This is a genomic window from Bradyrhizobium sp. SZCCHNR3119, assembly GCF_032487775.1.
Classification (GTDB): domain Bacteria; phylum Pseudomonadota; class Alphaproteobacteria; order Rhizobiales; family Xanthobacteraceae; genus Bradyrhizobium.
Genome location: NZ_JAUEUV010000002.1, coordinates 447,941 through 474,503, shown reverse-complemented (window position 1 = coordinate 474,503; position 26,563 = coordinate 447,941). Strand labels below are relative to the sequence as shown.

Here is a 26,563-nt window from a genome sequence, read left to right as displayed (position 1 = left end):
GGCTTGCGCACTCCTAACCGATTTGCCCGACAGGCACGGCACAGTCGATCAGCAGAGCAGGGCGCGCGATTGTAGTCACCTCACGCGCAGGCCCGGCGGGGGCGGCTCACGCCGCGTCCGGTCGTTGCGTCATTCCAATCACAGACGCAACGCGATCCGCAACGATCGAAACAATGACGTAGTTCGGCGCAACGAAGCCGCGCGCAACAGATCGGCGGTCGGTGCGATACTCGCTGAATGAGGATGACAATCGGGGATCGGTGCGCTATAGCGTCGGCCATGATCACCGTCGCCATCAGCCATTCCCGACGTTTTACACACGACAGCTCGCTGGCGGCGGGAGGATCGCGCTCAATCTGAGATATTGCAGCAAGACATCCGAACAGCCGCCTGATCTGGCGGCTTTTTTTATGGCCGGCAGGTCAAAGTCCCACGGGAGGCCTGCCATGCCGAGCACGACAGACGATCTTCGCGTCAGGAACATCAAGGAGCGGCCTCCGCTCCCCGACCTGATGCGAGCTCAGAGACTTGCCAGCCAACCTCGTGATCTGCCGAGGTTACCGAGTCCCTCCGTGTCTGCGACACCGGGCGCGAACGTCTATCCTTTTGGGAAGACGGCTTCCAATCCCGACCGCGCTCCTCGCCAGACCAAGTCGGTCGTGCGGGTCTGGTGGGAGCGATGGCTGGAACGGCGCCGGTTCGCTCGCCAATTGCCATGGATGGCCGACGAGGTGCTCAAGGACTACGGCCTGACAAGGGAACAAGCGCGCTGGCTGTGCCGCCGTCCGTTCTGGCGGGCATGAGCGGCGTCACGGACGACAGGTCCTATCTGCCCATCAGATGCTCGGAAAAGAACCTGACCACCTCGGCGTCGAACACGCGGTGAAATGCCGCGCGGTCGAAGTCGGGCGGATTGTCGGTGCAGATGCGCGGCACGGCGGCTGCGAACTCAGCAAAGCAGGGCGCGAGAAAGGCGTAGTGCGCGGCGGGCACGACATGAATGTCCGGCTGATTCCAAAGACTGCCCGCCACCCGCGCGGTGCCTTCGGGATCGGCGCCATGGCCGCCAAGCCGCGAGCGCCAGATCTGCAGCGGGATCTTGATGCTGGCGAGATTGCCGTCGGCGAAAGGACCAGTCGGCGCCGTGTCTGCGAGCACGGCCGCCTTGATCCGGCGATCGTGTGCGAAGGATTTTGGAACGTCACCGCTGTGGACCTGCTCGCAGAACGGTGATCGGTCGGTGCAATAATGCGCGACGCGGCTGAAGTCCGGATCCGCTCCGGCCAGCACCAACCCTGTATAGCCGCCCTTCGAGAAGCCGAAGAAGCCGATCCGGTCAGGATCGATCGCGGCCTTATCCTTCCAATCATTCAGCATGAAGTTGATCAAGCGCACGATGTCGGCTGGCCGCGACGCCCAGTTCGACAGGCTGTCGCGCTGCGCGTCGTCGCCAAAACTGTCGCCGGGATGACTGATCGCGGCGACGATGAAGCCGGCATCGGCCAGAGCCTCGTTGAGATCATGGTGCTGGCCGAACCAGCCGCCGCGGCCGTGCGAGAACACGATCAACGGCAGCCTGCTGCCCTTGATCGGACAGTCCTTGACGCCGGGCAGCGTCTCGACGGCCGTCACCCCGAGCTTGCCCAGCTGCACGTCCTGTGGTGGAGCCGAGCAGGGCGTCCAGATTGCGCCCTTCAGATTTGAATCGGACTCCAGAAGCTGGAGGCCGGCAGGACGGGCCGGTGAGGCGAGGCAGAGCAACGCGAGGCCGAGCGCCCCGAATGTCCTGTGCAGCAAAATGTCCCCCTGGATAAAATGCTACTTGAGCGGGAGGGCGCGGCGGAAATGTGTCGGCAGCCTTCCAGCTATGCGAAAGGCGTCGCGCAACGAGACGGATTCGAGCGGCAGGGTGGCAGCCGGGCGCGAAGCCCTCGCATCGTGCAGAGGCTGCCTGGGGTCCGCTTGGTGCAGCAGATGAACGGGACAACCGACCTCTTGCGGACCGTTTCCATCAACGGTTATCGATCAAACGAAGGACCTGCGCCGGATTACCTCCGACAAGCGTATTCGGGGGAACGTTCTTGGTGACGACCGAACCCGCCGCCACGACCGAGTTCTCGCCGACGGTTACACCGCCGATAATCGTCGCGCCGGCTGCAATCCACACACCTTTCTCGATCGTGATGGGCCTTCCGATTGTGACGGTACGCCGCTGCGAAGGTTCAAGGGGATGGCTCGCCGTGATGATGCTCACGTTTGGCCCGATCATCACATCGTCCGCGATGTCAAGGCCGCCAAGGTCATAGAACGTGCAGTTCTGATTGACGAAGACATTGCGTCCGACCCGAATTTCGGTCCCGCCGGCAGTATAGAATGGAGGGATCAGCAGGAAGCTCTCGTCGATCTTTTGACCGATGAGTTCGCTGAACAAAGCCCGAATTTCGACTGTATCGTTGAAGGTCAAGCGGTTGAGTGCGGCGGTGATTGCCGTCGCTCGTCTGACGTTGGCCACCATGGCCGCTGATTCGGGCGTCCTGTTGCGAATGGTCTTGGTGCGATCGTCGTTGGCATTCATGACTTTCCTCATGTGACCACGCCGACTTCATCAGCGTACGCGGCGCACGACCTTAGGCGGCACTATGGCCGCCCGCGCCTCACGCCGCCTGCACTGCCGTGAGGAAGTCGCGGACCTTGTCGCGCAGCGCTTCGGCTTGCTTGGCGAGTTCGCCGGCCGCGCCCAGCATTTGCCGCGCGGCTTGGCCGGCGGAATCGACGGTCTGGCTGACGGCGCCGATATTGCCGGCCACCTCGCGCGTTCCGTTCGCCGCCTGATTGACGGAGCGGGCGATCTCCTGGGTCGCCTGGCCCTGATGCTCCACTGCGACCGCGATCGTCTTGGCGATGTCGCTGATCTGGCCGATGGTGCCACCGATCCCCTGGATCGCCGTCACCGTGTCGCCGGTGGCGCGCTGCATGGCACTGATGTGCGCGCTGATCTCGTCGGTCGCCTTGGCGGTCTGGCTGGACAGGCTCTTCACCTCGGCGGCGACCACGGCAAAGCCGCGCCCGGCGTCGCCGGCCCGTGCCGCCTCGATGGTTGCGTTGAGCGCCAGCAGGTTGGTCTGGCTCGCGATCGCATTGATCATGTCGGTCACCGCGCCGATCTTGGCCGCAGCGTCGGACAGGCTGTTCACGAGCTGGTTGGTGCGGGCGGAGGCATCGACCGCCTCGGCGGCGATGGTCGAGGAGGTCGCGACCTGGCGGTTGATCTCGCTCACCGAGCTCGACAGTTCCTCGGTCGCGCCGGCGACGGATTGCACGTTGGAGGAAGCGGAGCTCGAAGCCGCCGCCACGGTCGCAACCCGCTGCGCGGCCTGCTCGGCCGTCGAGGTCAGCGAGGCGGCCGTGGTTTGCACCTCACGCGATGCGGCGGAGATCGCATTGGCAATGGTTCCGACCGTGGTCTCGAGGTCCTTGGCCAGGGCGCCCAAGACGCGCTTCTTCTCCTCGCGTGCTGCGACCAGATCGGAGAGGTCGCGGCGATAGCTCAGGAGCACCGGCTTGCCTTCGATTTCGACGGGGACCAGCGTGATCTGCACCAGCGCGTCCGTGCCATCGGCGCGCTTGGTCGTCCATTCGAAACTGGCGTGACCCTCCCGCTTGGCCTTCGCGTTCATCTCGCCGACCATGTCGGCGGAGCGGCGGCCGTTCGGCTGGATTTCGGGCGCCAGCGCGGCCGGCGAGCGCGACAACAGATCGGCCTTGCTGCGGAAGCCGCCGAAGCGGACAGCTGCCTCGTTGCAGGCGATGATCTTGCCCTCGGACAGCACCAGGATGGTGTCGCGACAGCGCTCGAAGATCGCATCCAGCAACAGGTTGTGCTTCTGCTGCTCTGCAGCTTTGCCCGAAAAGAGCTTCATCGAATCCATCCCCCGCCCGTGACATTGTTGCCCAAGCCGTATCAGGGGAAAATTAACCAAAACCTTATGCGCGGGTTCGTCAGTCCTCGGGTCGCGTTTCCTGCGGATGAGGAGCCGCGAGGATGTGCATGAAGCGACTGACTACGTCCGCGGCGGCCGCGGCCGCTTCACCGGATGCAGGCGCGGGGCGCGCGCCACGCGCGGGCGCAGGCGCGAGGCGGCGGCGCGTTTCGGCTTCACCGCGGTTTGCGGCCGCGCCAGCTCCATCAGCATGCGCAGCGCCTCGACCACCGAGCGGGTGCGCACCGCGCTGCGGCCGATCGCGCCGAAGCGCTGCTCGCGGTTGATGATGCGGCCGTCGCGCGCGGCGCAGGCGAAGTGCACGAGGCCAACCGGCTTGCCCGGGGTGGCGCCGCCGGGGCCGGCGATGCCGGTGATGGCGACCGCGAGATCGACGTCGGCGCGCTCCAGCGCACCGACCGCCATCTGGATTGCGGTCTCCTTGCTGACGGCGCCGAAGGTCTGCAGTGTCGAGGCGTTGACGCCAAGCATCGCCCGCTTGGCCTCGTTCGAATAGGTGACGAAGCCGCGGTCGACGACATCGGAGGAGCCGGGAATCTCGGTCAGCGCCGCGGCGACCAGGCCGCCGGTGCAGGATTCGGCGGTGGCGATGGTCAGCTTGCGCGAGCGGCAGAGATCGAGCAGCGCGCGGGCGAGGGCGCTCGTGGAGACCGTTTGACGTTCGCTAGCCATGTCCCGCGTTTCCCCATGCGAACGTCAGACCGAACTCTCCGCAGGCGTCAACTCGCTCATCACGCTAAGCGCTCCAGGGCAGGCGGATGGTGGCGCTCGCGGTCGCAGCGATGCCTTCCTCGCGGCCGGTGAAGCCGAGCTTCTCGCTGGTGGTGGCCTTCACGGCGATGCGAGAGATGCCGACCCCAGAGATCTCCGCGATTCGCGCCCGCATCTGGTCGCGCAGCGGGCCGATCTTGGGCCGCTCGCAGATCATGGTGACTTCGAGATTGGCGATGCGGCCGCCGCGCGCGGTGACGCGCTCGATGGCATATTTCAGGAACTGGTCGGAGGAGGCGCCCTTCCACTTCATGTCACTGGGGGGGAAGTGCGAGCCGATGTCGCCGTCGGCCAAAGCGCCTAAAATTGCATCAACCAGAGCGTGTAAACCGACGTCGCCGTCCGAATGAGCCAGGAAGCCTTTGCTATGCGGTACGCGCAGGCCGCAGAGCCAGACGTGATCGCCGGGCCCGAACGCATGCACGTCGTAACCGGTGCCAGTCCTGATGTCGCCGAGCGCAGCTGCCAGCCGTGCCTCCTCGCGCACGAAGTCTTCCGGTGTGGTGAGCTTCATATTGGCAACATCGCCCTCGAAGGTGGCTACGGTCAATCCCGCCCATTCGGCAATCGCCGCATCATCTGTGAACTCGGTGAGACCATCGCGCGCGGCGCGGCGATGCGCCTCCAGAATGATATCGAACTTGAACGTCTGCGGCGTCTGCGCGATCCGCAGCTTCGCGCGCTCCGGTGTCGCAGTGATGTTGCCGGTGTCGCCGACCTGCTTGATCGTGTCATTGACCGGGATCACGGGGATCGCAGCGCCGGTCCGGTTGGCCGCGACGATCGCGCGCGAGATCACGGCCGGAGAGACGAACGGACGCGCGGCATCATGAATCAGCACGATTTCGGGCCGGTGCGGCGCCAGCGCTTCGAGGCCGGCGAGCACGGAGGCCTGCCGCGTCGCGCCGCCATTCGCCGGCGCGGCATGGCGCAATCCGCTGACGGCGGCGTTGAACACATCGATGTCGTCCGGATTCACCACCGGCTGGACGATGTCGACCTCGGGGTGCTCGGAAAAGGCCGCGAGCGCGCGATGGATCACGGTGCGGCCGCCGATGCTGCGGTACTGCTTGGGGCCGCCGCTGCCGGCGCGCAGACCGCGCCCGGCCGCGACGAGGATAGCTGCAGTCCGCTGAGAAATGGTCATGGGATCAGGCTACTAACGAAGACAAAGCTTCACGGGGGGAGGTTGAGGCGCGCTTCTTACATCGGCGGAGGCAGATAGGCGAGGGCGATCACGGAGGAGGCGATGCCGGATGCGTCGCCGATGATCTCGCGCCGCATCTGCTCCGCAAAGATGCGAAGGTGCCCCCGCGACGAATCGATGGTTGCCCGAGAGGCCTTGGAGCCATGCAAAAACCCGGGTCACGACCAGTTTACCATGACCGTTCAACAAGCATATTTTGCTGCGCTGCACTTGAAAGATGGGCGGTTTTGGCTAAAGTGTAGGCATAACGCTTGACTGCCCAATCGTTGTGCTCAAGAGTGCAAGGCGGTCGCAATGATGCGTCTGATCAGCTCGTGAGTCGTCCGTGACCGGTCCGGCCAAGATTAGTGCCAAATCTACCACCAAGCCCTTGAGAATAGGCGAAGTTTCGCTCGCCAACCGGGCCGTCCTGGCGCCGATGTCGGGGGTCACCGATGCGCCGTTCCGCCGCTTGGCGGCCGATCTCGGTGCCGGGCTCGTCGTCTCCGAGATGACGGCCAGCGACGATCTCGTGAGGGGGCGGTGGATATCCCGGCTGCGCTGTGAGGCCAGCGGCATTGGGCCGCATGTGGTCCAGCTCGCCGGCTGCGAGGCGCATTGGATGGCGGAAGGCGCGCGCGTCGCAGCCGATGCCGGTGCCGACATCATCGACATCAATATGGGCTGCCCGGCGCGTCACGTCACCGGCGGCCAGTCCGGCTCGGCGCTGATGCGCGACCTCGATCATGCGCTTGGTCTGATCGAGGCGACGATCTCGGCGGTCGAGGTGCCCGTGACCTTGAAGATGCGGCTCGGCTGGGACGAGCGCAGCAGGAATGCGCCGGAACTGGCGCGCCGCGCCGAAGCCGCCGGGGTCAAGCTCATCACCGTGCACGGCCGCACCCGCAGCCAGTTCTATAAGGGCGAAGCGGATTGGACCGCGGTACGCGCGGTGAAAGATGCCGTGACCGTGCCGGTCGTCGTCAACGGCGACATCACCTCGTATGCGGACGCACGCGCGGCGCTCGATGCCTCCGGTGCCGACGCCGTGATGATCGGCCGCGGCGCGCAAGGCGCCCCCTGGCTGCCCGGCCAGATCGGCCGCCGGCTCGACGGCGGCGCGGACGAGGGCGCGCCGGAGCTCGCGCAGCAGCTCGCCTATCTGACGACGCTCTACGACGAGATTTGCCGCCACTATGGCGAGCGGGTCGGCCTTCGCCACGCCCGCAAGCATCTCGGCTGGGGCCTCGATGTCGCCGCCCAGACGGCGCGCGCGCCCCAGGACAAATTGAAGATGTGGCGCCAGCGCATCCTCACATCAGAACAGCCGGCCGATGTGCATCGGCAGCTTCCCGACGCCTTCGATGACTTTGCCTGGAGTGCAGCCGCATGAGCACCGCCGCAGAACAGCGCAAGCAGCCGCCATCCGATGGCGATGCCGTTCTCAACGCCTTGCCCAATCCGGTGCTGGTGGTCGGGCCGGACGGGATGATCGTGGACGCCAACATGGCGGCGGAATCCTTTTTCGATTCCTCCACGCAATTCCTGCAGCGGCAGTCGCTGAAGAAACTGGTGCCGTTCGGCAGTCCGCTGTTGGCGCTGATCGACCAGGTCCGCACCACCAGCGCCCCGGTCAACGAATACAAGGTCGATCTCGGCACGCCGCGCACCGGCGCCGACCGGCTGGTCGATCTTCATGTCGCGCCGCTGCCCGAGCGGGCCGGCCATATCGTGGTGATGCTGCAGGAACGCACCATCGCCGACAAGATGGACCGCCAGCTCACCCATCGCAGCGCCGCGCGCTCGGTGATCGCGCTGGCCGCCATGCTGGCGCATGAAATCAAGAACCCGCTCTCCGGCATCCGCGGCGCCGCGCAGCTTCTCGAACAGCAGGCCTCCTCAGAAGACCGCATGCTGACGCGGCTGATCTGCGACGAGGCCGACCGCATCGTCACCCTGGTCGATCGCATGGAGGTGTTCGGCGACGATCGCCCGGTGGCGCGCGGGCCGGTCAACATCCACTCCGTGCTCGATCATGTGAAGCGGCTGGCGCAATCCGGCTTCGCCCGCAACGTCCGCTTCATCGAGGACTACGACCCTTCGCTGCCGCCGGTGCTCGCCAACCAGGATCAGCTGATCCAGGTGTTCCTGAACCTGGTCAAGAACGCCGCCGAGGCGGTGGTGGATCTCGGCACCGACGCCGAGATCCAGCTCACCACCGCGTTCCGTCCCGGCGTGCGGCTCTCGGTGCCCGGCAAGAAGTCGCGGGTGTCGCTGCCGCTGGAGTTCTGCGTCAAGGACAACGGTCCCGGCGTGCCGGAAGACCTGATGCCCAATTTGTTCGATCCGTTCGTGACCACCAAGCCGACCGGGAGCGGCCTCGGTCTTGCATTGGTCGCGAAAATCATCGGCGACCATGGCGGGATCATCGAGTGCGAGTCGCAGCCGCGCAAGACTACCTTCCGGGTGCTGATGCCGATGTACAGCGCCAACAAACAACCAGACCACAGCCCAGATAGACGACATGGCGATGACGTTGCCGGGACGCCGTTGCATGCCTCACAGGGATCAAGATGAGGACGACCCATGCCTGCAGGTAGCATTCTAGTCGCGGACGACGATACGGCGATCCGCACGGTCCTGAACCAGGCGTTGTCGCGCGCCGGCTACGAGGTCCGGCTCACCGGCAACGCTGCCACCTTGTGGCGCTGGGTCAGCCAGGGCGAGGGCGATCTCGTCATCACCGACGTGGTGATGCCGGACGAGAACGCGTTCGACCTGTTGCCGCGCATCAAGAAGATGCGGCCGAACCTGCCGGTCATCGTGATGAGCGCGCAGAACACCTTCATGACCGCGATCCGGGCGTCGGAGCGGGGGGCTTACGAATATCTGCCGAAGCCGTTCGACCTGAAGGAGCTGATCGCCATCGTTGGCCGCGCGCTGGCCGAGCCGAAGGAGCGGGCGGCGGCGCAGCCGGACGATTCCGAGTTCGAATCGATCCCGCTGGTCGGCCGCTCGCCGGCGATGCAGGAGATCTACCGCGTGTTGGCGCGGCTGATGCAGACCGACCTCACCGTGATGATCTCGGGCGAGTCCGGTACCGGCAAGGAGCTGGTGGCGCGCGCGCTGCACGATTACGGCAAGCGCCGCAATGGCCCGTTCGTCGCCGTCAACATGGCGGCGATCCCGCGCGACCTGATCGAGTCCGAGCTGTTCGGTCATGAGCGCGGCGCCTTCACCGGCGCCAATGCCCGCGCCTCCGGCCGCTTCGAGCAGGCCGAGGGCGGCACGCTGTTCCTCGACGAGATCGGCGACATGCCGATGGAAGCCCAGACGCGGCTTTTGCGCGTGCTGCAGCAGGGTGAATACACCACCGTCGGCGGCCGCACCCCGATCAAGACCGACGTGCGTATCGTCGCCGCCTCCAACAAGGACCTGCGTATCCTGATTCAGCAGGGCCTGTTCCGCGAAGACCTGTTCTTCCGCCTCAACGTGGTGCCGCTTCGGTTGCCGCCCTTGCGCGAACGCATCGAGGACCTGCCGGATCTTGTCCGGCATTTCTTCGCGCTGGCGGAGAAGGACGGGTTGCCGCCGAAGAAGCTCGATGCCGCGGCGCTGGAGCGGCTGAAGCAACACCGCTGGCCCGGCAACGTGCGCGAACTGGAAAACCTCGCCCGGCGTCTGGCCGCCCTCTATCCACAGGACGTGATCACCGCCTCCGTGATCGATGGCGAACTGGCGCCGCCGGCGGTCACGACCGGCGCCAACGCATCGCAATCGATCGACAATCTCGGCGGCGCGGTCGAGGCCTATCTGTCCTCGCACTTCCAGGGCTTCCCGAACGGCGTGCCGCCGCCGGGCCTGTATCACCGTATCCTCAAGGAGATCGAGGTGCCGTTGCTCACTGCGGCGCTGGCGGCCACCCGCGGCAACCAGATTCGGGCGGCGGACCTGCTCGGCCTCAACCGCAATACGCTGCGCAAGAAAATTCGCGACCTCGATATCCAAGTCTACCGCAGCGGGGCCTGACGGCGCATTTCGAACCAGCCGGGCTCGATTACCGCTGGAATTAAACTGGACAAGTCCGCGCCGGCTCCGAGCGCCGCGGATTTGTCGCAATTCGGCAACATTGTGGTAGGAATGCATCAGTCCGAATCGTCGGACTTCCCCGCGTTCAGCCACAACCCTTGCCGGAATGACCAACGCAGAGACCTCGGCCCCCCCGTTCGATTCGTCGCCCCCCGAAGGGCGGCGCTGGACGTGGCGTACCTTATTGGCGCCGGTGGCGGTGGCGCTGGCGCTTGGGTCCGCCTTTTTGACCTTCGTCGTGCTGGTCGGGCTGACCCCGATCGAACCGACCGAGGAGGTCGTCAACACCTTCTACCTGGTCGATGCCGGCACCATCCTGATCCTGGTCGGGATCATCATCCGCGAGGTCTGGCAGATGGTCCAGGCCCGCCGGCGGGGCCGGGCGGCGGCGCGGCTGCACGTGCAGATCGTCAGCCTGTTCTCGATCATCGCGGTGCTGCCGGCGGTGCTGGTGGCGATCGTCGCCAACGTCACCATCGACCGCGGCCTTGACCGGCTGTTTTCAGGGCCCGCGCGGGAGGCGATCCAGAATTCGCTGACGGTGGCGCGCGCCTATACTTACGAGCATGCGCAGCTGATCCGCGGCGACATTCTCGGCATGGCCAACGACATCGCCCATGCGAGGCCGCTGTTCGATCAGGATCGCGCCACCTTCCGCGAGATGCTCACCTCGAGTGCCGTGTCGCGCAATCTGCCGGGCGCGATGCTGATCGACAAGGACCGCAACGTGCTGGAAACGGCGCAGACCGGCGTCCAGTACAGCTTCCAGACCCCGCCGGCCGATTTCCTCAGCAACGTCAACGAGACCGAGCCGCAGATCGCGGTGTTCCCCGAGGCCAATTACGTCGCGGCGGTGATCCGCCTGCGTGCCTTCAACGACACCTTCCTCTATGTCGCACGGCTGCTCGATCCGCGCGTGGTGGCGCAGCTCAAGCAGACCGAGCTGTCGGTTGCCGAATATGCACAGGTCGAGTCCCGCCGCGTCGGCATCCAGGTCGCATTCGCGCTGATGTTCGCGGTGATCGCGCTGACCATCCTGATGGCCGCCGTGCTGCTCGGGCTGAATTTCGCCAACGGGCTGGTATCGCCGATCCGCCAGCTGATGAACGCGGCCAAGACAGTCTCGACCGGCGATCTCAACGTGAAGGTGCCGGTCCACGCGTCAGAGGGCGATCTTGCCCAGCTCGGCGAGACCTTCAACAAGATGACGCAGGAGTTGCGCACCCAGCGTGACGAGCTCGTCAACGCAAGCGAGCTGATCGACAGCCGCCGCCGCTTCATCGAGGCCGTGCTGTCGTCGGCCTCCGCCGGCATCATCGGGGTCGATGCGTCAGGCTCGGTCGGCATTCTCAACCGCTCGGCGGAGAAGCTGATCGGGCATGCCGAATCAGAGACGCTCGACCATCCGCTCTCGGACGTGCTGCCCGAGCTGGACGAGATGATGAAGACCGCGCGCGAAGGCAAGCAAAGGCTGGTGCAGGGCCAGATCACGATCCAGCGCGACGGCAACGAGCGTAATCTCTCGGTGCGGGTCACTGCGGAGCAGACCAACCAGGCGCGCGACAGCTACATCATCACGCTCGACGACATCACCGAATTGGTCTCGGCACAGCGTACGTCGGCCTGGGGCGACGTGGCGCGCCGCATCGCGCACGAGATCAAGAATCCGCTGACGCCGATTCAACTTTCCGCTGAACGGATTCGCCGCAAATTCGGCAAGGTCATCACCGAGGACAAGGCCGTATTTGAGCAATGTACCGAGACGATCGTGCGGCAGGTCGACGATATCAGGCGAATGGTCGACGAGTTCTCACGTTTCGCGCGGATGCCGAAGCCGGTGATGGAAGGCGAGGATGTCGCCGATACCGTGCGTCAGGCCGTGTTCCTGATGAAGGTCGCCCATCCCGAAATCGATATCGAGACGGACATCAAGCAGGATCCCCTGCGCGCGCAGTTCGATCGCCGGCTGATTTCGCAGGCGCTGACCAACATCATCAAGAACGCAACCGAGGCGATCGAGGTGGTGCCGCCGGAGGAGCTCGGCAAGGGCCGCATCGACGTGGTGGCCGCTCGGGAGGGCGAGGACGTCTTGATCGATGTGATCGACAATGGCATCGGCCTGCCCAAGGTGGCGCGGCAGCGGCTCCTTGAGCCCTACGTCACGACGCGTGCCAAGGGCACCGGCCTTGGCCTCGCGATCGTCGGCCGCGTTCTGGAGGACCACGGCGGGCGGCTCGAATTGAAGGACGCGTCCGATTTTCGTCCGGGCCAGCGCGGCGCCTGGATGCGGCTGCGCTTTGCGCTGTCGGGACAGGCGGCCAAGCCGGACGCGAAGGAGCAGGGCGGCCCGGGGGCTGCCGCACCTGCGCAAACAAATGCATCGGCCGGGGAAACCGCAGGGCCGGCAGAGACGACCAATGACGAAGCGAAAATCAAAGCCGCCTCAGGCGGCTGACGAGACAGGCGTGATCCATGGCGAGTGATATTCTGATTGTCGACGATGAGGCCGATATCCGGGAGCTGGTCGCCGGCATCCTGGACGACGAGGGCTTCACGACGCGCACCGCGCGCGACAGCGATTCGGCACTGGCCGAGATCGCGAGCCGCCGCCCGCATCTGGTGTTTCTCGACATTTGGCTGCAGGGCTCCAAGCTCGACGGTTTGCAGTTGCTGGAGCAGATCAAGAAGGATCATCCCGACCTTCCGGTCGTGATGATCTCCGGCCACGGCAACATCGAGACCGCGGTCGCCGCGATCAAGCGTGGCGCCTACGATTTCATCGAGAAGCCGTTCAAATCCGACCGGCTGATCCTGGTGGCGACACGGGCGCTGGAGAATTCGCGTCTGAAGCGCGAAGTCCGCGAACTGAAGCAGCTGGCGCCGACTGCGAGCGTGATGACGGGCCGGTCGCCTGCGATGAATCAGCTGCGCCAGACCATCGAGCGTGCAGCCAAGGCGAACAGCCGAATCCTCATCGTTGGCCCGCCTGGTTCCGGCAAGGAGCTCGCCGCGCGTACTTTGCATGCGGCTTCGCCGCGCGCCGAGGGGCCGTTCATCGTGATCAATGCCGCGGCGATCACACCGGAGCGCATGGAAGAGGAGTTGTTCGGCGTCGAGCTGTCGAATGGCGAACAGCCGCGCAAGACCGGGGCGCTCGAGGAAGCACATGGCGGCACCTTGTTCGTCGACGAGATCGCCGACATGCCGCGCGAGACCCAGAACAAGATTCTGCGGGTGCTGGTCGACCAGACCTTCCAACGCTCGGGCGGCACCACCAAGGTACATGTCGACGTCCGAATCATTTCGTCCACCGCGCGCAATCTCGAAGAGGAGATCGGGGCCGGCCGTTTCCGCGAGGATCTCTACCATCGCCTCTCGGTGGTGCCGATCCGCGTGCCTCCGCTCGCCGAACGGCGCGAGGACATTCCGGAGCTGATCGACTACTTCATGGACCAGATCTCGGCGACGACCGGCCTGCCGAAGCGGCAGATCGGACAGGACGCCATGGCCGTGCTGCAGTCGCATGTCTGGCCGGGCAATGTGCGCCAGCTCCGCAACAACGTCGAACGCGTGATGATTCTCGCCGCCGGTGGGCCTGAGGTGATCATCACCGCCGACATGCTGCCGCCCGATGTCGGCTCGATGGTGCCGGCGATGCCGACCAGCAATAATGGCGAGCACATCATGGGCTTGCCTTTGCGCGAGGCACGCGAGGTATTCGAGCGCGACTATCTGATCGCCCAGATCAGCCGTTTTTCCGGGAATATCTCGCGCACCGCGGAGTTCGTCGGGATGGAACGATCGGCCTTGCATCGCAAGTTGAAGGCGCTGGGGGTCGGGTAGTGGTGCGACGTTCGCTCTACGAGAGCGATTTTGCTCGGGACAAGGGGGCATTTTCCGCAGTTTTACGGGAGAATTGCCAGTGTTTCGGAACTGGTGTGCGCGTAAGCGGCTTGCCTATTGATCGCGGCTGCCTTCTAATCCTACCGCCCATGCTCCGCGAGGGGGATCTCACTGGAGCATAGGCAACCTGAAATGGTCCGACTGGCGTCGGATCGCGGACGGTTCAATAAGAAAAAAGCACAAGACGCGAGATAACAACAATGGCGGCAGACCGCGCTCAAAATCTACAAGACACCTTCCTCAACCACGTTCGCAAGACCAAGACACCACTGACGATCTTTCTGGTGAACGGGGTAAAGTTGCAGGGGATTGTCACTTGGTTCGACAATTTCTGCCTGCTGCTTCGGCGCGATGGGCATTCGCAGCTGGTCTACAAGCATGCGATCTCGACCATCATGCCGGGGGCACCGATCCAGCTGTTCGAAGGCGGCGAGGACTCATCGGCGTGAGAGTGATCTGATTGGAACCTCGTGAGCGCAATGGGGGCGCCGACCGATCGAGGTCGGCAGATGGTCAGGATCCCGAACGGGTTAAACACACCGGGCGGGTGGTCGTCATCGGTCCGTATTTGCGCCCACGCCGCGGCGATGGCGCCGCGCCGCAAGGCTCGTCCCAAGGCTTATCCGATGCACGCGATTTCGAGGCACGGCTCGACGAGGCCAAAGGACTGTCACGCGCCATCGACCTGACGGTGGCGGACGCGGTGATCGCGCCGATCGGCCAGATCAGGCCTGCAACCTATCTCGGCAAGGGCAAGGTCGACGAAATCGGCGCATTGATCGCCGGCCATGGCATCGAACTCGTCGTCATGGACTGCTCGCTCGCGCCGATCCAGCAGCGCAATCTGGAGAAGGCCTGGAATACCAAGGTGCTCGACCGCACCGGGCTCATTCTCGAGATCTTTGGCCGCCGCGCCAAGACCAAGGAAGGCGCGCTGCAGGTCGAGCTTGCGCATCTCAACTATCAGCGCAGCCGCCTGGTTCGCTCCTGGACCCACCTGGAGCGCCAGCGCGGTGGCTTCGGCTTCATGGGCGGTCCCGGCGAGACCCAGATCGAAGCCGACCGCCGGCTCATCGGCGAGCGCATCACCCGGCTCGAGAACGAGTTGAAGAAGGTGCAGGCGACGCGAAGGCTGCATCGTGCCGGACGCCAGCGCGTGCCCTACCGCGTGGTGGCACTGGTCGGTTACACCAATGCCGGCAAATCAACCCTGTTCAACCGGCTCACGCGCGCCGACGTGCAGGCCGCCGACATGCTGTTCGCTACGCTCGATCCGACCCTGCGCGCCATCAGCCTGCCGCATGGCGGCAAGGCCATGCTGTCCGACACCGTCGGCTTCATTTCCAACCTGCCAACCCAACTCGTCGCGGCCTTCCGCGCCACGCTGGAAGAGGTGCTGGAGGCGGACGTGATTCTGCATGTGCGCGACATCTCGCATGAAGACGCAGAGGCGCAGCAGCAGGATGTCGAGATGGTGCTGAGCCAGCTCGGCATCGATCCGCATGCCAGCGACAACCTCATCGAGGTCTGGAACAAGATCGATCGCCTGGACGACGACGCCCGCGAGAACCTCGTCAACACCGCGGCGCGCCGGTCGCCGGAACGGCCGTGCCTTTTGGTCTCGGCGGAAACGGGGGAGGGTGTGGATATCTTGTTGCAGGCGATCGAGGACCGGCTCGCAGCCGCGCGCATCACCCTTGATCTCTCCATCGATGCTGCCGATGGCGCTGGCATCAGCTGGCTGCATCGCAACGCCGAAGTGCTCGACAAGGAGTTGCATGACGGCCGCTACGAGATGACGGTGCGTGTCGATCCCAGCAAGCGCGACATCGTCGTCGATCGCTATCACGCCGTGCCGAGGGTGGCGTGAGGAAGCGTGAGGCCGGTCTGACGGGTCTTGGAGTGCTCCTGCGGTTCCAAGCTTCGTAATCGAGGACTCGCGAGATGATGCGGACCTTCGGAGCTGGGTACTGTTCCAGGTCCGGGTTCAACGTTGGAGTGGCGCGCCAACGCTCCGCGAGCGGTCGGACCCGAGGAGGGCAATGTGGCGGGCCGGCGACAGCGCGTGACAGGAAATGTGCTGTGCGGTCTCTCGGCAAGATCATGCCCCGAAAAAGAACCAAAGTGCGACGAGGACTTCATCCTCCGGTAATTGCGCTTCGGGCAAAGACGGCTCCTTGAGACACATGGACATCGGCGGTGATTTGATGGACGGCTCGCGCGCGGTCAGCGAGAAGGGAACCGCACGGCAGGCCACCGTTAGCCGGTCGTACCGGTGGGGGCCTGCCTGGGGCGTTTTGCTGCTTTCATGTGTGATCGTCAGGCCGGCCGCATCGACAGAAGATGCGGCACGGGTTGAATCGACCGTTGTCGACATCGAGAAGAGCCAGGGAGAGCGGGAGTCTGCACCTGCCGCCGAGGCGCAAGAACCGCGGCCGAAAATCGCTTCGCCCGTGCCCGAAGCGCAGAACCCAACGCCCGGCAACGCTGCGCCGGGAGTCTCCGCGCAGTCGGTGAAGGGAGAAACGGAAGGAGTGGCGCGATCGCCACAGGCGCAGAAATCCGACGGCGAGGCCACGGCTGCGCCGCAACTCGTGCTGCCTGCCGACGTCGCCCAGAAGGTTGGCCATAAGATCTGGCTCAACGAAACCGGCGGCAATCGCAACGCGGTCACGTCGTGGAATGCCAACGAGGACTTCGCCTCGCTGGGTGTCGGTCACTTCATCTGGTTTCCGGCCGGGAATCCGACGGCGTTCGAGGAAAGCTTTCCGGCGCTGCTCGCATTCCTGCGCAAACAGGGGGCCCATCTCCCGCCGTGGCTGGACAAGACACCCATTCCTCACTGTCCCTGGATCAACCGGGCAGAGTTCAAGAGAAACTTCAACTCGCCCGAGATGCAGCAACTGCGACAGTTTCTGCTCGCGACCGTGCCCGGACAAATTCAGTTCCTCGTAGCCAGAGCCCAGGGCGCGATCGACAAGATCCTCGAAAATACGCCTGATGTGGCCGAGCGCGAGCACATCGTCGTGCAGTTCTCGCGCATCGTACAAGCCTCCAAGGACCTCTATCCGTTGATCGACTACATCAACTTCAAGGGAGAGGGCACCAACCCGGCCGAAACGGCCGTCAACCGGCAGACCGGAAATCGGCAGGGATGGGGGCTGAAGCAAGTGCTCCTCAGCATGAACGGCACGTCGAGCGATCGGACCGCCGTGCTCGCAGAGTTTACCGACGCAGCACAGTCTGTCCTGCAGCAAAGGGTTCGTAATCTTCCAACCAACCACATCTGGGAGGCCGGCTGGCTGCGCCGCGTCGAGACCTATCGCCGTCCGATCGCCGATCTGGATGTGAGCCCCATGCGAGGTCGGAAGCGAGTCGTCGCGCGCGAAGATGGTTAGTTGCGCGCGCGATCCGGCAACGTGCGTGTAGCTTGAACGCTAAACAGGCTGCATCACGTCGGGTGACGCCACGCCCTCGACCGGTGCGTAGCTATTTCTCCTGCGCCTTCGCCTCGTTCCACAATTCGTCCATCTCGTCGAGCGAAGCGTCGGCCGGTGCGCGGCCGTTCGCGGCAAGCGCGCCCTCGATATAGGCGAAACGCCGCTCGAACTTGGCGTTGGTCGAGCGCAGCGCCGTTTCAGGATCGACCTTGGCGTGACGGGCGAGGTTGACCAGTGCGAACAACAGGTCGCCGGTCTCTTCGGTCAGCTGCGTCGCGTCGCCGCCATCGAGTGCGGCTTCGATTTCGTCGGCCTCCTCGCGGATCTTTTGCAGCACCGCGCGCGGGTCGTTCCAGTCGAAGCCGACGGTCGATGCCCGACGCTGCAGCTCCATCGCGCGCACGAGCGCCGGCTGTCCGGCCTTCACGCCGGAGAGCAGGCTGGGTGCGGCCGCCTCGGCCGGCCGGCGGGCGGCGCGCTCGGCCTTTTCCTCTGCCTTGATACGGTCCCAAGTGCCCTTGGTCGGCTGCGTGATCTTACCGTCCTTGTCGGGAAACACGTGCGGGTGGCGCCGGATCATCTTGGTGGTGATGGCTTCGACCACGTCCCCGAACGCAAATTCCTGCTGCTCCTCGGCGATGCGGGCGTGATAGACCACCTGCAGCAGGAGGTCGCCGAGCTCCTCCTTGAGATCGTCGAGGTCGCCGCGGATGATCGCATCCGCGACTTCATAGGCCTCCTCGATTGTGTAGGGAGCGATGGTCAAAAATGTCTGCTCCAGGTCCCACGGGCAGCCGGTCACCGGCGTGCGCAGCTGGGCCATGATCTCGATGAGGCGGGAAATGTCGCGGGAGGGTTTCACGGGGGGGTCCTCTAGTTCACCGCAGTTATGCAGCGCGCGAAATGCATTGCCTATTGATCGAGATCATGCGCCTGCGGCTGTTGCTCAGCGAACGGGGTAAGCCTGATACGCAACCGGCTCAACCAGCGGAATGACGGATTGGAGGAAGGCGATTAGCCTTTCCTTCTGCGGAAATGACTTGAACCCGGTGACGCGGTACTCAAGCTCCTTGGCCTTGTAATAGCCGTTCAATAGCTCGATCTCGGGCAGGTATTCCTGGACGAGCGGCGATATGGCGTTGTGTTTTGCCTCGGCCACCTTCTTCGCCGCCTTAGCGATGTCGTGGCCGTACCGCTTCTTTAAACGCTCCAGTTCCTCGCCGCCGGCCAGGAGGAAAGCCTTGAGCACAACCTCCATTGCATGCCCGAGCAGGTAGTAGGTCGGCAGCGTCACCGTCCATTCGCCAGACTTGTGCAAAAGCTCTGCCGCCTTCAGCATCTGCTTCGCGTCAGTGACTAGGCCAATAGCGTGCGTGCGCAGTTGTTCGGGGGCTGTGGCATCCATCAAGCGATCCTCGAAAAACTATATTCATAGTCTCCGGGGCAGCCGGTCACGGGCGTGCGCAGCCGGGCCATGATCTCGATGAGGCGGGAGATGTCGCGGGACGGCGTCATGTGAGGTCCTGGAACCGAGCGGGCTTTTGAGACCTGTATGCCTCAAGAGCGGCGTGCGTCCCAGCGAAAACCCACTCTGCGCCACAGCTTGGTTGGCCCGTAGCGCAGAGAAGTGCTAAGCGGGGCCGATGACAACTCTGGACAAAACCGCACTGGTGCTGTTCTCGGGCGGACAGGATTCCACCACCTGCCTGGCCTGGGCGTTGGACCGTTTTGCGCGGGTGGAAACCATCGGCTTCGCCTACGGCCAGCGCCATGCCATCGAGCTCGACTGCCGGACGCGGCTGGTCGACGGCATCAAGCACCTGCGGCCCGATTGGGCGGACAGGCTCGGCGAGAGCCATACGCTCGAGATCCCCACATTGGCTGCGATCTCGGAGACGGCGCTGACCCGCAATGTCGCGATCGAGATGGGAGCGGATGGCCTGCCCAATACCTTCGTGCCGGGCCGCAACCTCGTGTTCCTGACATTTGCCGCCGCGCTCGCCTATCGGCGCGGCATCGCCGATATCGTCGGCGGCATGTGCGAGACCGACTATTCCGGCTATCCGGACTGCCGGAACGAGACCATCAAGGCGCTGCAGACCGCCCTCAATCTCGGCATGGCCAGGAATTTTGAGCTCCACACACCGTTGATGTGGTTATCGAAGGCCGCGACCTGGCAACTTGCGCATGACCTCGGCGGAGCAGGGCTGGTCGATCTGATCCGCGACCATTCCCACACCTGCTATCTCGGTGAGCGTGGCGCCCGGCACGATTGGGGCTATGGCTGCGGCCAATGCCCGGCTTGCGAGTTGCGCGCCAAGGGGTGGCGCGAATACGCCGCCGGCGTTTAGTTCGTTCCGTTGCAACCAGTCATCGGGTGCTTCCGTCCGACGGCTCGCAAGACCGGGCAGCAGTCTCGGGTCAGGCGGCCGCTTCGTCGCTCTCCTCGGAAACAGTCGGATGGGCCGAAGGCGGCTCCGTTTGGGCGACGGCGCTGGCCGGCGGCTCCGCTGTTGCCTTGGTGAGATCGCGATAGGCGATCTCGCGCAGGTCCTCATCGATACCGGCCTCGTCGACCGGCGCGGAGGGAGCGCGGACAGCGACGATGTCATCGTCGACGAGATCGGCGTCGATATCGAGCGGCAAAATAGGGGACTGCATCGGAGTATCCGTCGCAGCGCTTAGGCCGGCCTCTGCATGCAGAGTCTCTTCGAGCTCGGCGGGTGCTGGTTCGCCGGCCTCGGCATGGGGCGCCGGCATCTCGGGCTCCGCGAAGATCGCCACGGTTTCCAGAGCGGCCGCAGCCTCTGTCATCGCCGGTTCGTGCGACCGGCCCGCGCCCTCGTCATCCTTGCTCCGAACGCCGAGATCGATCGCGATCTCCTCGATCAGCCGGTCGATTGCAAGCAGGGCGCGATATTCCGGAAGGCTGTTCAGATGCTGCTCGTATCGGTTGCGGGCAAATTGCAACGAGTCGATCACTTCGGCGGCGATCGGCGACAGAGAAGCCTCGGCGTTCTGCAGTGCATGGGCCGCCCGTTCGGTCGAGCGGTCGACCTGCAGAAAGGCTTCATATTGCGGAATCAGTTTAAGCTGCTCGTGATAGTCCTGTCGCAGTGCGACCAGCGAATTCACGATGTTTCCGAAGGATTCGACCTCAGACATGTTTGCCCCCTGACTCTCTTCGCTTCGAGATCACGCGCGAGTACGCGACCGGCGCAGGCGGAATGATACGAATCTCGGCACCTATGCGCCACCACCTGACTTGCGAATTTCCCGGCGATGGTTGCGATAGGGTTGCGCCGATCTCGCACGCCGATAGGTGCGCAAACTGACGGCCTCGCACGGCTTCAATCGGAAAAATCCGCGGGTATCAGTTCGATCGGCTTGCCGTGCGGGGTGCGGTCGGCGGCGTGATCCCATGCGTCGCGATAGCGCGTCAGGGTTGTGGCCGATGTGACGCCTTTTTCCGCGACCAGCCGCTCAAGCGTCGCGAGCCAATGCAGGTAGTAGGTCTCGCCGGTGTCGGCGTCGCCGGCCGCTTGTGCGCGCGCGATCTCGTCGGCCAGTGCTGCAGCCCATTCGCCCCATGTGAACAGGCCGCGCGCATGCAGGGAGACCGCGATCGCAAATGCATGGGCTTCCCAGGGGGCGCGGAACACCGGACCCTCATCGTCGCGAGGAATGTCGGGCAGGGCACGCGCGGCCTCCCGCGCGGCGTTGCGCTCCACGCTCATCACGCCGGCTCCAGGTAGGGCTCGAACGCATCCACCGTGACTTCGAGCATCGGATCGGGTGCGTCTGGCCACAGCTCCGCGCCGCTGAAGGAGACGGTGTAGAGCCATTGCGGATCTTCGCCCGCGCCGCTTGTATTGCTGTCGGGAAAGACGTGCACACCTCTCACCGCTTCGATGCGGCCGGCGTGGCCGCGCACGTAGCGCGGCAGACGGGTGTGGGTCGGCGGATGAATGTCCTTGGCGCGCACGCGAGCGCCCACCGCATAGAGTGCCGGTCGTGTGACTTCGCGCTCGCTCGGGCCGCCCCGATGCAGCATTGCGGCGACGCCGTCCGCAGTCAGAATTCTTGCGACGGGCTTGGCCGGATGCAGTGATCGACCGGCGGCGATCTCATCTGCCTCCACGAGATGACGGTCCTGCATGAGGCGTTCGAGACCGGCGAGCCAGATCTCGTAATAGCTCATGCCGAGATAGTCGGCCGCCGGCCGGTTCTCGCGCGCAAAGCGCGACATATCGATGTTCCAGCCACCCGGCATCGCCATTGCCAGGGTCATCGCAAACGCGCGACGCTCCCATTCGGCATGGAACACCGGCTCGTTCGGCTCCGGCCGCACCGGGCCGGACCAGGGCACCCCGCCCATGTCATGCGCGCCATCCATTACGCCACCTCGCCCGGTTGCTTCGGCAGGCCGGTGCCGATCATGCTGTCGCGGGTGACGAGCTCGGCGAGCTTCTCCTCGCTCCAGCCCTCGGTGCCTTCGGGGCGCATCGGCAGCACGAAATAGCGGATCTCGGCGGTCGAATCCCACACGCGGATCTTGGTGGTGGGCGGCAGCTCGAAACCGAAATCCTGCAGGACGCCGCGCGGATCCTTCACCGCCTTGGCCCGATAGGGCGCCGATTTGTACCAGACCGGCGGCAGGCCCAGGACCGGCCAGGGATAGCAGGAGCACAGGGTGCACACGACCATGTTGTGCAGCTCGGGCGTATTCTCGACCGCGACGATATGCTCGCCCTGGCGGCCGGCATAGCCGAGCTCGCCGATCGCAGGCGTCGCATCGGCCAGCAGGCGGGCGCGAAACGCGGGATCGGTCCACGCCCGGGCCACGACGCGGGCGCCGTTGCGCGGGCCGACCTTGGTCTCATAGGTCTCGATCAGCACGTCGAGCGCGGCCGGATCGATATAGCCCTTTTCGGTCAGGATGGATTCGAGCGCACGAACGCGCAGCTCGGTCTCGGTCAGCTCCGAGTGATCATGGTCGTGAGGGTGATCTGTCATGGCGCAACCATAGGCGCAATCGAGCCGGACTGTCGAGACGACGGTGCATGGCCGTAATGACCTCGATATGATGCTATGATTGGCCCGGATTCACGGCGACAGCCGTTCAAAACGCGCTGAAGATGTGGTTCCTACTGCCGTCGGCGCTCATGTACCCGGCGACGACTGAAGCCCTATGTGTTCAAGGACAGCCAATGCCAAACGATGTCTCCCGTCGTGATTTTGCCAAGCTGGCCGGTCTGGCCGCCCTTGGAACGGGAGGCGCGACTGCGACAGCACAGGAGGGGCCCGTGACGAACGAGCCAGCAGCGCCCGGCCGCCATTTCCCGCACGACTTCGTCTGGGGCACCGCGACCTCGTCCTACCAGATCGAGGGGGCAGCCAGGGCCGACGGTCGCGGGCCTTCGATCTGGGATGTCTTCACCCATGCGCCGGGCCATATCGAGGACGGCAGCACCGGTGACGTCGCCTGCGATCACTATCATCGCTACAAGGACGATGTCGGCCTGATCAAGGAACTCGGCTGCAAGGCCTATCGGTTCTCGATCGCCTGGCCGCGGCTGTTTCCGGATGGCGGCAGCACGCCGAACCCGAAAGGGCTCGATTTCTACAACAGGTTGGTGGACGAGTTGCTCGCGAACGGCATCGCGCCCTATGCCACGCTGTATCATTGGGATCTGCCGCAGGCGCTGCAAGAGCGCCTCGGCGGCTGGCGTTCGGCCGAGACCGCGAAGGCTTTCGCCGATTACGCCGGCTACGTCGCCGAGCACTTGAGCGATCGCGTTAAGACCATCTTCACCGTGAACGAATGCGGACGTTTCATCCCGTTCGGTTATGGCCTCGGCATCGACGCGCCCGGGCTGAAACTGCCGCAAGGAGAGGTGAACCAGGCGCGGCACCACGTAGCGCTGGCGCATGGGCTCTCGGTGCAGGCGATCCGGGCCAGGGGCCGCGCGGGTACGCAAGTCGGCATGGCCGAGAACATCACGGCCTGCGTGCCGGCGATCGACACGCCGGAGAACATCCGTGCCGCCGAGATCGCCACGCGCGAATTGAACGCAGGCTTCCTCAACGTGATCCTGGAAGGCCGCTATACCGACGCCTTCCTGGCCTGGGCCGGCAAGGACGCCCCGAAATTCACTGCGGACGAGTTGAAGATCATCTCGGCGTCGGTCGATTTCGTTGGGCTCAACATCTATGCGCCGCAGGCCTATGTGGTCGCGAGCGACAATGCGCCCGGGTTCCAGGCGCTGCCGATGCCGTCCTCGTTCCCGCATATGAGTTCTCCCTGGCTCCTGGTCGGGCCGGAGATCGCCTATTGGGTGCCAAGGTTCGCGGCCAAGATCTGGGATCTGAAGACGATTTACATCACCGAGAATGGCACCTCCTCGGACGACAAGGTGAGCCCGGACGGTAAGATCCACGACCTCGATCGGGTGATGTACCTGCGCAATTACCTAGCCCAACTGCAGCGCGCGACCGCGGAGGGCGTGCCGGTGAAAGGCTATTTCCTGTGGAGCCTGATGGATAATTTCGAATGGGTGTTCGGCTATCGGCAGCGCTTCGGCGTCTATCACGTCGATTTCGACACCCAGGCTCGCACCCCCAAGCTCAGCGCGTCCTTTTATCGCCATGTGATCGCAAAAAATGCGCTGCTGGCGTGACGAGCGCTAACCGAACGTCATAGTTCGCGCAGAAGATGCGATGCTGCCGTTGCCGCATCGAACATTGTATGAAGGCGACGGTCACAACGGGGATCGTGGAGGCGGGCATGGGACGCATCACTTTCATCCTGGCTATGCTGTCCGCACTTTGCCTGCAGCCGGGCAGGGCGTTGGCATGGGGGGCTCAGGGGCACGAAGTGGTCGGGGACATCGCCGCGAAGCTGATCGCCGACAATGCCAATGCGACCAAGCAGGTCCATGACATCCTCAACGACCCGCTGCCGTCCGACGCCGAGATCAAGGCCATGAAAGATCGCCACGTCTGGCGCCAGATCGGGCTGCAACAGGCGGGTCCGTGGGCGGATTGCGTCAAGGCCGTCGCACACCACGATGGCAACCGCTTCAAATACGAGCTCGATCCCAACCATCCCGAATATGAAACGGCGTGCATTCCGTTCAATTCGGCACTCGAACGGGCTCGCATGGAGGACTATGTCAGCCGCAACTGGCACAGCGAAACCTGCTCCTACCAGCCGTCCGGTTTCGAACAAGGCTGCCACAACACCTTCCATTTCGACGACGTTGCGATCCAGCGCGATGCTTTCGACCGCAGCGAGGTCGGCACCAACCCCCACGATCTGGTCGCGGCGGTCAATGCCGCACTCGCCGTGCTGACCGACAAGCCGGCCCCGGCGCCGTTCTCGATCCGCGACAAGAAGGAAGCGTTGCTGCTGCTCACGCATTTCGTCGGCGACCTGCATCAGCCGCTGCATGTCGGCGCGGTCTATCTCGATGCGCAGGGCGTCCTGGTCGACCCTGATGCCGCGCGTCAGGACAATCCTGACAACCAGACCGCCGGCGGCAATCTGATCCAGGACCAGAATGTCAACCTGCACGCCGAATGGGACGACATTCCATTCGACATTGGCCACGCCGCGACGCGCGAACTGCTGGCGGCCGCACGTGCGGTGCCGGCAAGTTCCGGGCCGCTCGAGAATTGGGCGGGGGATTGGGCGACCGACACGCTGCAGGTGGCCAAGACCGCCTTTCAGGGGCTCAGCTTTGCGCAAACCGATCCACCCCCGCATCCGAAATGGGCGGTGATATTTCCGGATCGTCTGACTTACATGCACCTTGCCGACGAGATCAAACGGCAGCAACTGGCGAAGGCGGGTGCCCATCTCGCGCAGATCCTCAACACGATCTGGCCGAAGAACTGATCAGCATGAAATGCGCTTCTCGTGCCGCACGCAGCGCGTGATGCGGCCGGCACACACTGTGCAACTAATTTGAGTTGGCTGCGCTTCTGTGCCGCAGGGTTCACAGACTTGCCTTAAACCCGTGGTGCAGCCTAGTTGGCGTCGGACCACTCGTTCCGGCCATCAACCGAGATCCCCGTCATGCGTATGTATGCTTCTTCGTCAGCCGTCGCCCATCGTGCCGGCGCGTTCTGTTGCGTCCTTTTCGCGATATTCATGAGCGTGCCGGCGCACGCGCAGGCGGCCTCGCCCGAACCGTCGGCGCCGGCCGCCACTGAAAAGTCCGACCAAGCAAAGACGGTCGCGCCAGATGGGAAGCCGGCGGCAGCTGAGCAGAAGCCCGCGGCCGCTGAGTCCGGCCAATCCGGCGCGGAGCCTGAGAAGCCTGCAGCAGCCCAGGAGAAAGCGCAGACCGAACCGCAATCGGCGCCTGCGCAAGGCGACTCCGTAGCCGCGAAGGATCGGCCGTCCGCGGCGGTCGAACCCCCGGCGGCCGGCGCCGAGAAGCCCGCGGTCGCCGACGAGAAGAAAGAGTCGGACAAGCCCGCTCAGGCTGAGGAGAAATCCGCTGTCGTGCCGGAGAAAGCGGTAGCCGCACCGGAGCCCGCCGCAGCACGGAGCGACAAGGTTCCGGCGGTTGAGCCGAAGCCGTCCGAGAAGGCGGCTGCCGTTCCGGAGAAGCCGGCTGACACCAAGACGGCGCCAGCGCCTCAGGACAAGCCGACCGCCGCGGACGAGAAGAAGCCCGCAATCGAGGAGGCCAAACCAGCGGCGGCACAGGACAAGCCGGTTGCAGCGACGCCCGCGCCTGCAGCGCCGAGCCAGGCGAAGTCAGCAACTCCCCCGAAGCCGGCAGCCAAGCCGAAGGTTACGACGCGCGCCTCGGAACACGTCGAACACGATGCGCCAAAGCCGCGCAGACATCATGCACGCGACGAAGACGAGGAGCCCGTCGTCAAGCGCAAGCACCGTGCCCACGTCGCCCACCGCCACGAGGCCGATCTCAGGTGCATGCATTTCCGCACCTATGACGCGGATCGTGGCACGTACCGCGGCTACGACGGACGCATCCATTCCTGCAAATGAGCCCAGGTCGATGTGGATTGCTGGTCGCGCCAGCTCAGCACCGCGAGCCTTGATTGGTTCGGCTCGCGATGTCTGGCAGCCATGACATGCCCCGCCGGCGGACAAACGCGAAGAAAGCTGGACTGGAGCTGACTGGGCCTGGCCTGAT

The 26,563-nt window shown here is 64.6% G+C and carries 24 protein-coding genes and 1 pseudogene; 13 read left to right on the top strand and 12 right to left on the bottom strand.

Annotation, left to right across the window (positions count from 1 at the left end; genetic code table 11):
• Positions 1-572 precede the first annotated feature (572 nt).
• Positions 573-803 carry a DUF1127 domain-containing protein gene (locus QX034_RS29470; RefSeq protein WP_315703891.1) on the top strand — a complete coding sequence of 77 codons (231 nt, stop codon included), beginning with the start codon at positions 573-575 and terminating at the stop codon, positions 801-803.
• Positions 804-825: 22 nt separating this feature from the next.
• On the opposite strand, the gene QX034_RS29465 is transcribed toward QX034_RS29470, so the two are convergent.
• The 5 genes from QX034_RS29465 to QX034_RS29445 all read right to left on the bottom strand — a co-directional run bounded on the left by QX034_RS29465 (position 826) and on the right by QX034_RS29445 (position 5,919).
• Complete coding sequence (locus QX034_RS29465; protein WP_315703892.1) at positions 826-1,797, bottom strand: alpha/beta hydrolase family protein; 972 nt, start codon at positions 1,795-1,797, stop codon at positions 826-828.
• A 214-nt stretch (positions 1,798-2,011) separates the two neighbouring features.
• Entirely contained in the window at positions 2,012-2,575 is a 564-nt protein-coding gene (locus tag QX034_RS29460) for a sugar O-acetyltransferase (RefSeq protein WP_315703893.1), read from the bottom strand.
• Between the two features lie 79 nt (positions 2,576-2,654).
• Entirely contained in the window at positions 2,655-3,920 is a 1,266-nt protein-coding gene (locus QX034_RS29455; RefSeq protein WP_315703894.1) for a methyl-accepting chemotaxis protein, read from the bottom strand.
• 141 nt (positions 3,921-4,061) lie between these two features.
• Positions 4,062-4,673: a CinA family protein gene (locus tag QX034_RS29450; protein ID WP_315703895.1), complete on the bottom strand. Its 612-nt coding sequence runs from the start codon at positions 4,671-4,673 to the stop codon at positions 4,062-4,064.
• Between the two features lie 64 nt (positions 4,674-4,737).
• Positions 4,738-5,919, bottom strand: coding sequence for a bifunctional 2-C-methyl-D-erythritol 4-phosphate cytidylyltransferase/2-C-methyl-D-erythritol 2,4-cyclodiphosphate synthase (locus tag QX034_RS29445; RefSeq protein ID WP_315703896.1), 1,182 nt, complete (start codon positions 5,917-5,919; stop codon positions 4,738-4,740).
• A 430-nt stretch (positions 5,920-6,349) separates the two neighbouring features.
• On the opposite strand from QX034_RS29445, the gene dusB reads away from it, so the two are divergent.
• From dusB to QX034_RS29405, 8 genes are all read left to right on the top strand, one after another.
• Entirely contained in the window at positions 6,350-7,351 is a 1,002-nt protein-coding gene (gene dusB / locus QX034_RS29440) for a tRNA dihydrouridine synthase DusB (protein ID WP_315704284.1), read from the top strand.
• The gene (locus QX034_RS29435) at positions 7,348-8,535 is read left to right on the top strand and encodes a nitrogen regulation protein NR(II) (RefSeq protein WP_315703897.1); all 1,188 of its coding nucleotides are present in this window, start codon (positions 7,348-7,350) and stop codon (positions 8,533-8,535) included. The genes dusB and QX034_RS29435 overlap by 4 nt, the downstream gene beginning before the upstream one ends.
• 9 nt (positions 8,536-8,544) lie before the next feature.
• A complete protein-coding gene (ntrC, locus tag QX034_RS29430; RefSeq protein ID WP_315703898.1) occupies positions 8,545-9,987 on the top strand; it encodes a nitrogen regulation protein NR(I) in 1,443 nt (480 codons plus the stop codon).
• 166 nt (positions 9,988-10,153) lie between these two features.
• Positions 10,154-12,502, top strand: coding sequence for a PAS domain-containing sensor histidine kinase (locus QX034_RS29425; RefSeq protein ID WP_315703899.1), 2,349 nt, complete (start codon positions 10,154-10,156; stop codon positions 12,500-12,502).
• Positions 12,503-12,519: 17 nt separating this feature from the next.
• Complete coding sequence (locus QX034_RS29420; RefSeq protein ID WP_315703900.1) at positions 12,520-13,890, top strand: sigma-54 dependent transcriptional regulator; 1,371 nt, start codon at positions 12,520-12,522, stop codon at positions 13,888-13,890.
• A gap of 260 nt (positions 13,891-14,150) precedes the next feature.
• Entirely contained in the window at positions 14,151-14,399 is a 249-nt protein-coding gene (gene hfq / locus QX034_RS29415; RefSeq protein WP_315703901.1) for an RNA chaperone Hfq, read from the top strand.
• An 11-nt stretch (positions 14,400-14,410) separates the two neighbouring features.
• Positions 14,411-15,820, top strand: a complete 1,410-nt coding sequence (gene hflX / locus QX034_RS29410; RefSeq protein ID WP_315703902.1) for a GTPase HflX — start codon at positions 14,411-14,413, stop codon at positions 15,818-15,820.
• Between the two features lie 316 nt (positions 15,821-16,136).
• Positions 16,137-17,348: a hypothetical protein gene (locus QX034_RS29405; RefSeq protein WP_409977494.1), complete on the top strand. Its 1,212-nt coding sequence runs from the start codon at positions 16,137-16,139 to the stop codon at positions 17,346-17,348.
• A gap of 91 nt (positions 17,349-17,439) precedes the next feature.
• On the opposite strand, the gene mazG is transcribed toward QX034_RS29405, so the two are convergent.
• From mazG to QX034_RS29390, 3 genes and pseudogenes are all read right to left on the bottom strand, one after another.
• On the bottom strand, positions 17,440-18,252 hold the full coding sequence (gene mazG, locus QX034_RS29400) for a nucleoside triphosphate pyrophosphohydrolase (RefSeq protein WP_315703903.1): 813 nt from the start codon (positions 18,250-18,252) through the stop codon (positions 17,440-17,442).
• Positions 18,253-18,336: 84 nt separating this feature from the next.
• The gene (locus QX034_RS29395) at positions 18,337-18,795 is read right to left on the bottom strand and encodes a hypothetical protein (protein WP_315703904.1); all 459 of its coding nucleotides are present in this window, start codon (positions 18,793-18,795) and stop codon (positions 18,337-18,339) included.
• Positions 18,796-18,797: 2 nt separating this feature from the next.
• Positions 18,798-18,905: pseudogene (locus QX034_RS29390) on the bottom strand (nucleoside triphosphate pyrophosphohydrolase); the annotation flags it as partial.
• Between the two features lie 128 nt (positions 18,906-19,033).
• Here QX034_RS29390 and queC point away from each other — a divergent pair.
• Positions 19,034-19,741, top strand: coding sequence for a 7-cyano-7-deazaguanine synthase QueC (gene queC / locus QX034_RS29385; protein WP_315703905.1), 708 nt, complete (start codon positions 19,034-19,036; stop codon positions 19,739-19,741).
• A gap of 70 nt (positions 19,742-19,811) precedes the next feature.
• On the opposite strand, the gene QX034_RS29380 is transcribed toward queC, so the two are convergent.
• The 4 genes from QX034_RS29380 to nthA all read right to left on the bottom strand — a co-directional run bounded on the left by QX034_RS29380 (position 19,812) and on the right by nthA (position 22,406).
• Entirely contained in the window at positions 19,812-20,555 is a 744-nt protein-coding gene (locus QX034_RS29380) for a hypothetical protein (RefSeq protein WP_315703906.1), read from the bottom strand.
• Positions 20,556-20,740: 185 nt separating this feature from the next.
• On the bottom strand, positions 20,741-21,127 hold the full coding sequence (locus tag QX034_RS29375) for a nitrile hydratase accessory protein (RefSeq protein ID WP_315703907.1): 387 nt from the start codon (positions 21,125-21,127) through the stop codon (positions 20,741-20,743).
• Positions 21,127-21,786 (bottom strand): nitrile hydratase subunit beta, encoded by a 660-nt coding sequence (nthB, locus tag QX034_RS29370; protein WP_315703908.1) that lies wholly within the window; start codon positions 21,784-21,786, stop codon positions 21,127-21,129. Before nthB ends, QX034_RS29375 begins: the two co-directional genes overlap by 1 nt.
• Positions 21,786-22,406 (bottom strand): nitrile hydratase subunit alpha, encoded by a 621-nt coding sequence (gene nthA / locus QX034_RS29365; protein WP_315703909.1) that lies wholly within the window; start codon positions 22,404-22,406, stop codon positions 21,786-21,788. The genes nthB and nthA overlap by 1 nt, the downstream gene beginning before the upstream one ends.
• Positions 22,407-22,600: 194 nt before the next feature.
• Between nthA and QX034_RS29360 the strand changes: the two genes are divergently transcribed.
• The 3 genes from QX034_RS29360 (at position 22,601) to QX034_RS29350 (ending at position 26,415) form a co-directional block, all read left to right on the top strand.
• Positions 22,601-24,070, top strand: a complete 1,470-nt coding sequence (locus tag QX034_RS29360; protein WP_315703910.1) for a GH1 family beta-glucosidase — start codon at positions 22,601-22,603, stop codon at positions 24,068-24,070.
• Positions 24,071-24,177: 107 nt separating this feature from the next.
• Positions 24,178-25,290: a S1/P1 nuclease gene (locus QX034_RS29355; protein ID WP_315703911.1), complete on the top strand. Its 1,113-nt coding sequence runs from the start codon at positions 24,178-24,180 to the stop codon at positions 25,288-25,290.
• Positions 25,291-25,545: 255 nt separating this feature from the next.
• On the top strand, positions 25,546-26,415 hold the full coding sequence (locus tag QX034_RS29350; protein ID WP_315703912.1) for a hypothetical protein: 870 nt from the start codon (positions 25,546-25,548) through the stop codon (positions 26,413-26,415).
• Positions 26,416-26,563 lie beyond the last annotated feature (148 nt).

What these genes read in the sequence shown, in the direction of transcription:
- QX034_RS29450 (WP_315703895.1), bottom strand. Translation starts at nt 4,673, where the DNA reads ATGGCTAGCGAACGTCAAACGGTCTCCACGAGCGCCCTCGCCCGCGCG.
- QX034_RS29460 (WP_315703893.1), bottom strand. Translation starts at nt 2,575, where the DNA reads ATGAATGCCAACGACGATCGCACCAAGACCATTCGCAACAGGACGCCC.
- nthA (WP_315703909.1), bottom strand. Translation starts at nt 22,406, where the DNA reads ATGACAGATCACCCTCACGACCATGATCACTCGGAGCTGACCGAGACC.
- QX034_RS29445 (WP_315703896.1), bottom strand. Translation starts at nt 5,919, where the DNA reads ATGACCATTTCTCAGCGGACTGCAGCTATCCTCGTCGCGGCCGGGCGC.
- nthB (WP_315703908.1), bottom strand. Translation starts at nt 21,786, where the DNA reads ATGGATGGCGCGCATGACATGGGCGGGGTGCCCTGGTCCGGCCCGGTG.
- QX034_RS29395 (WP_315703904.1), bottom strand. Translation starts at nt 18,795, where the DNA reads ATGGATGCCACAGCCCCCGAACAACTGCGCACGCACGCTATTGGCCTA.
- QX034_RS29355 (WP_315703911.1), top strand. Translation starts at nt 24,178, where the DNA reads ATGGGACGCATCACTTTCATCCTGGCTATGCTGTCCGCACTTTGCCTG.
- queC (WP_315703905.1), top strand. Translation starts at nt 19,034, where the DNA reads ATGACAACTCTGGACAAAACCGCACTGGTGCTGTTCTCGGGCGGACAG.
- QX034_RS29375 (WP_315703907.1), bottom strand. Translation starts at nt 21,127, where the DNA reads ATGAGCGTGGAGCGCAACGCCGCGCGGGAGGCCGCGCGTGCCCTGCCC.
- QX034_RS29435 (WP_315703897.1), top strand. Translation starts at nt 7,348, where the DNA reads ATGAGCACCGCCGCAGAACAGCGCAAGCAGCCGCCATCCGATGGCGAT.
- QX034_RS29455 (WP_315703894.1), bottom strand. Translation starts at nt 3,920, where the DNA reads ATGAAGCTCTTTTCGGGCAAAGCTGCAGAGCAGCAGAAGCACAACCTG.
- QX034_RS29425 (WP_315703899.1), top strand. Translation starts at nt 10,154, where the DNA reads ATGACCAACGCAGAGACCTCGGCCCCCCCGTTCGATTCGTCGCCCCCC.
- QX034_RS29350 (WP_315703912.1), top strand. Translation starts at nt 25,546, where the DNA reads ATGAGCGTGCCGGCGCACGCGCAGGCGGCCTCGCCCGAACCGTCGGCG.
- hfq (WP_315703901.1), top strand. Translation starts at nt 14,151, where the DNA reads ATGGCGGCAGACCGCGCTCAAAATCTACAAGACACCTTCCTCAACCAC.
- ntrC (WP_315703898.1), top strand. Translation starts at nt 8,545, where the DNA reads ATGCCTGCAGGTAGCATTCTAGTCGCGGACGACGATACGGCGATCCGC.
- QX034_RS29420 (WP_315703900.1), top strand. Translation starts at nt 12,520, where the DNA reads ATGGCGAGTGATATTCTGATTGTCGACGATGAGGCCGATATCCGGGAG.
- QX034_RS29380 (WP_315703906.1), bottom strand. Translation starts at nt 20,555, where the DNA reads ATGTCTGAGGTCGAATCCTTCGGAAACATCGTGAATTCGCTGGTCGCA.
- QX034_RS29405 (WP_409977494.1), top strand. Translation starts at nt 16,137, where the DNA reads ATGGACATCGGCGGTGATTTGATGGACGGCTCGCGCGCGGTCAGCGAG.
- QX034_RS29360 (WP_315703910.1), top strand. Translation starts at nt 22,601, where the DNA reads ATGCCAAACGATGTCTCCCGTCGTGATTTTGCCAAGCTGGCCGGTCTG.